We start from the raw sequence: 3,726 nt of genomic DNA on the forward strand, positions 1-3,726 counted from the left end.
ATTAATGGTCTTGATACACCTAAAAGATTAGCAATTTCATTTTGATTCATATTTTCTAAATAATACAATTTTGCAATTGAAATCAATAAATGTAGTTTGTTGTTATCTACCATAACAATCCCCCTCAAAATAACAATATTCCTTTTGTTCTGTTGAGAGCATTATAACATAATCATAAATTATTAGTAATACGACAATACAAATCACTAATTAATCAAACCAAAGCGCTAATTCTTTTTGTGCACTCTCTTCACTATCAGATGCATGTATTAAATTATTTAACATCCTACCTTCTGACTTTGACTTTTCCATAGAATCATTTCCATATTTTCCACGCATTGTTTCTTTACCAGCTTTAGATGGATCTGTAGGTCCAATAAATTCTCTAAACTTAGCAATACAATCTCCAGTATCATTTGTAATTTGCATTGCTAGTACCTTTTTACCAACAAAAGCGTTAATCACGGACTCTTTAAATGAGTCAGAATTTAAACGTTCTATTACTTCTTCATAATGTTTGAGAATTCTCGATTCTTCTACTACTACCTCTTTTTGTGCTTCAATTCTAAATCCATGATCTTTGATTTCTTGAATTAAAGTATCTACTAAATTTCTTTCAAAACAATCTGGTTTAAGCATTACATAAGACTTATTCATAGTGGTCTCCTTTATTATGTTAAATTCATTCTAACATGATTATTCTAACCATTAGCGCAAGAAATCATTGTTTTTGTTGTATAAATCATTTACATTTTATACAAGAGTAAGAAATGAGGAATTATTATGCTTATATCATTATCATCAAGAAAATGTATTACCTCTAACATTAACGCTAATACACTCACAATTATTTCAACAATGGAAGAAGCAAAAAAACAAGGAAGTGAATTAGTATGTTTTGGCGAAGCATTCATCCAAGGATTTAACGACTTAACTAGTCAATATGATATCGATATCAAAACTGCACTTACCCTTACTGATACTCCTATTCTTAGCATTATTGAAAAAAGCAAAGAATTGTCTATTGGAGTAGCGTTTGGCTATATAGAAAATGATCACGGTGATTTATATTCTAGTTATCTCATAATTGATTCAGGAAAAGTAATTCATAACTATAGAAGAATATCATCAGGTTGGAAAGAAACAAACGATCATCGATACAAAGAAGCAAATGAATCTTTGGTATTCAATTTTCATTCAAAAAAATTTTTAGTAGCCTTATGTGGTGACTTATGGGTATATCCTGAAAAGTTTAAGAAAGACTACGATATTTTATTATGGCCAATTTATGTTTCATTTGATATATCTAAATGGCACGAAACAGAACTCAATGATTATTGTTTACATAGTTCTTCAATTAATGACAGAGTTTTACTTATAAACTATATAGATGATTATTCTGTTGGTGGAAGTTTATACTTTAAAGACAATAGAATCATTAATCAAATTGATTTTAACATTGACGATTTCATCACTTTTAATATTTAGTCATAATAAAAATATCCTTATAAATTAGAATATTCCAACTTATAAAAACATGTTTATAATAGTTATAGTTTAAACTGTTGTCCTTTTCGTTTTATATCAACTACTTTATGTTCATGATTTGCATTGTATCTTTCAATAATTGAATAATCATTCCAAAAATGCATTGGGAATATCGTATCTACTTCTATCTTAGAAACAAATTCTTCAATACCGGCAAATTCATATTCTTCTTGCCTTGGATCTAATGGTAAAAATGCGATATCTATTTTAATATCTTTTAATTTATCTATTTCTTTTGAATAATTCTCTTGCATACTTTGATTATCTTCTTTTGTTTCTTCATTCCATAACCAAAGATTCAAATCACCTGCATGGTAAATAGTTTTATTATCTACCTTTACAAGAAATGCAACACCTGAGTCAGTTGATTTATATGTTTGAATATCACAATTCTCAAATAGTACTTTCTCATTTTCAGATACAACAACATCTATTTCATGTGTTGTTTTTACATCAGATGAAAATACATAGCTAACATTAGGGTGTGTTTCAAACAAGTTAAATATACCTTTGTTAAAATGATCATGGTGAAAATGACTTACAAATACAATTAATTTTTTATCATACTCAATTTTAGGAATACTTCCTTCATAGTAATCAAACAATAAGTTAACACTATCACATTCAATTAAGAAGCCACTATGACCTATATAAGTTATTTTCATATTCTTACCTAGTTGGAACTATTTCTAGCCAATATCCATCTGGATCTTCAATAAAATATATGCCCATAGTTTCATTTTCATAGCATACACAGTTCATTGCTTTATGCTTTTTAAATGCTTCATTATAATCATCTACTTGAAAAGCTAAATGAAACTCACAATCTCCTAAATCATAGGGTCTATCCATGTTTTTCAACCATGTTAACTCTAGTTCAAAATCACTTTCCTCATTACCTAAGTAAACAATAATAAATGATCCATCCTCAGCAACTTTTCTTCTTTTTTCAGTTAAATCTAATGCTTGATTATAAAATGCCAGTGATTTATTTAAATCTGAAACATTATAATTTTCATGTATCATCTTAAATTTCATAGTTATTCTCCGTTTCTATTTTAATTGTTACATTTTCAAATAGTATTAATCAAGCATTATGCGATAAATTAGAGTTTAATTTATTATCACGTATACACCAAAATATGTTAAATTAAGATTACAACACAAAAATATAAAAAAACTTATTTCTATTTAGAAGAATACTAATTATTTATAATTAATCTTAACTGGTTTCAAGAATATCTAAAGCTATCCCTGCCTTTATTACCTATGACAATGATCACGAAGGTATTGCAAATTATTTAAATTAGTTCATACTAAAAGACAATATAGGAGATTAATTATGTGGTATAATCGAAGTATTTTTTATCAAATTTATGCACTGGGATTTTGTGATGCACCTAAAGAAAACGATGGTATTCTCGTATCTAGAATTAACGATATTGCTAACTGGATTCCTCATCTAAAAAAGCTTAATATTGATGCAGTATATTTTTCACCAGTTTTTGAATCAGATTCTCATGGATATGATACAAAAGATTATCAAGTAATTGATTGCCGATTAGGCACAAATGATGATTTTAAAAAGGTTGTAACTGAATTAAAGAAAAATAATATCAGAGTTGTATTAGATGGTGTCTTTAATCATGTTGGAAGAGGTTTTTGGGCATTTAAGGATGTTATTTCTAATCGTTACAATTCTAAATACAAAGACTGGTTTTATATTAATTTCGATGGTAATTCCGCTTATAACGATGGATTCTATTATGAAGGTTGGGAAGGTCACTATGAACTTGTTAAATTAAACTTAAATAATAATGAGGTTGTTAGATATTTATTGGATAGTATTAATCTATGGATAAAGGAATTTGATATTGATGGAATACGCTTGGATGTAGCATATTGCCTTGATCAAAACTTTTTAAAAACTATTCGTTCATTTTGCCTTGAACAAAAAGAAGATTTCTTTCTTGTAGGTGAAATCATCTCTGGAGAATATAAACGTATAGTTAATAATGAAATGCTTCATAGCTGTACAAACTATGAATGTTTTAAAGGAATTCATTCAAGTCTAAATGATTTAAATCTATTTGAGATTGCACATTCATTAAATCGTCAATTTTCTAATGATCCTTATTCACTTTATAAAGATATGCATTTGTTGTCATTTGTTGATAA

5 protein-coding genes are annotated in these 3,726 nt (G+C 27.5%); 2 read left to right on the forward strand and 3 right to left on the reverse strand.

The annotated features are described in order from the left end of the window. Window positions 1–210: 210 nt before the first annotated feature. On the reverse strand, window positions 211–657 hold the full coding sequence (locus RR430_RS03575) for a nucleoside-diphosphate kinase (protein WP_332486401.1): 447 nt from the start codon (window positions 655–657) through the stop codon (window positions 211–213). Between the two features lie 126 nt (window positions 658–783). Between RR430_RS03575 and RR430_RS03580 the strand changes: the two genes are divergently transcribed. Continuing rightward, window positions 784–1,488, forward strand: a complete 705-nt coding sequence (locus RR430_RS03580; RefSeq protein WP_332486399.1) for a carbon-nitrogen hydrolase family protein — start codon at window positions 784–786, stop codon at window positions 1,486–1,488. A 62-nt stretch (window positions 1,489–1,550) separates the two neighbouring features. Here the strand turns inward: RR430_RS03580 and RR430_RS03585 are convergent, their stop codons facing one another. Together RR430_RS03585 and RR430_RS03590 are read right to left on the reverse strand one after the other, a co-directional pair. After that, window positions 1,551–2,213, reverse strand: coding sequence for an MBL fold metallo-hydrolase (locus tag RR430_RS03585; RefSeq protein ID WP_332508654.1), 663 nt, complete (start codon window positions 2,211–2,213; stop codon window positions 1,551–1,553). 4 nt (window positions 2,214–2,217) lie between these two features. Further along, on the reverse strand, window positions 2,218–2,586 hold the full coding sequence (locus RR430_RS03590) for a VOC family protein (protein ID WP_332486397.1): 369 nt from the start codon (window positions 2,584–2,586) through the stop codon (window positions 2,218–2,220). A gap of 304 nt (window positions 2,587–2,890) precedes the next feature. On the opposite strand from RR430_RS03590, the gene RR430_RS03595 reads away from it, so the two are divergent. Beyond that, on the forward strand, window positions 2,891–3,726 hold an 836-nt coding region (locus RR430_RS03595), incomplete at its 3' end, for an alpha-amylase family glycosyl hydrolase (protein ID WP_332508655.1).

This window comes from Anaerorhabdus sp. (assembly GCF_036641015.1).
Taxonomy (GTDB): domain Bacteria; phylum Bacillota_I; class Bacilli_A; order Erysipelotrichales; family Erysipelotrichaceae; genus Anaerorhabdus.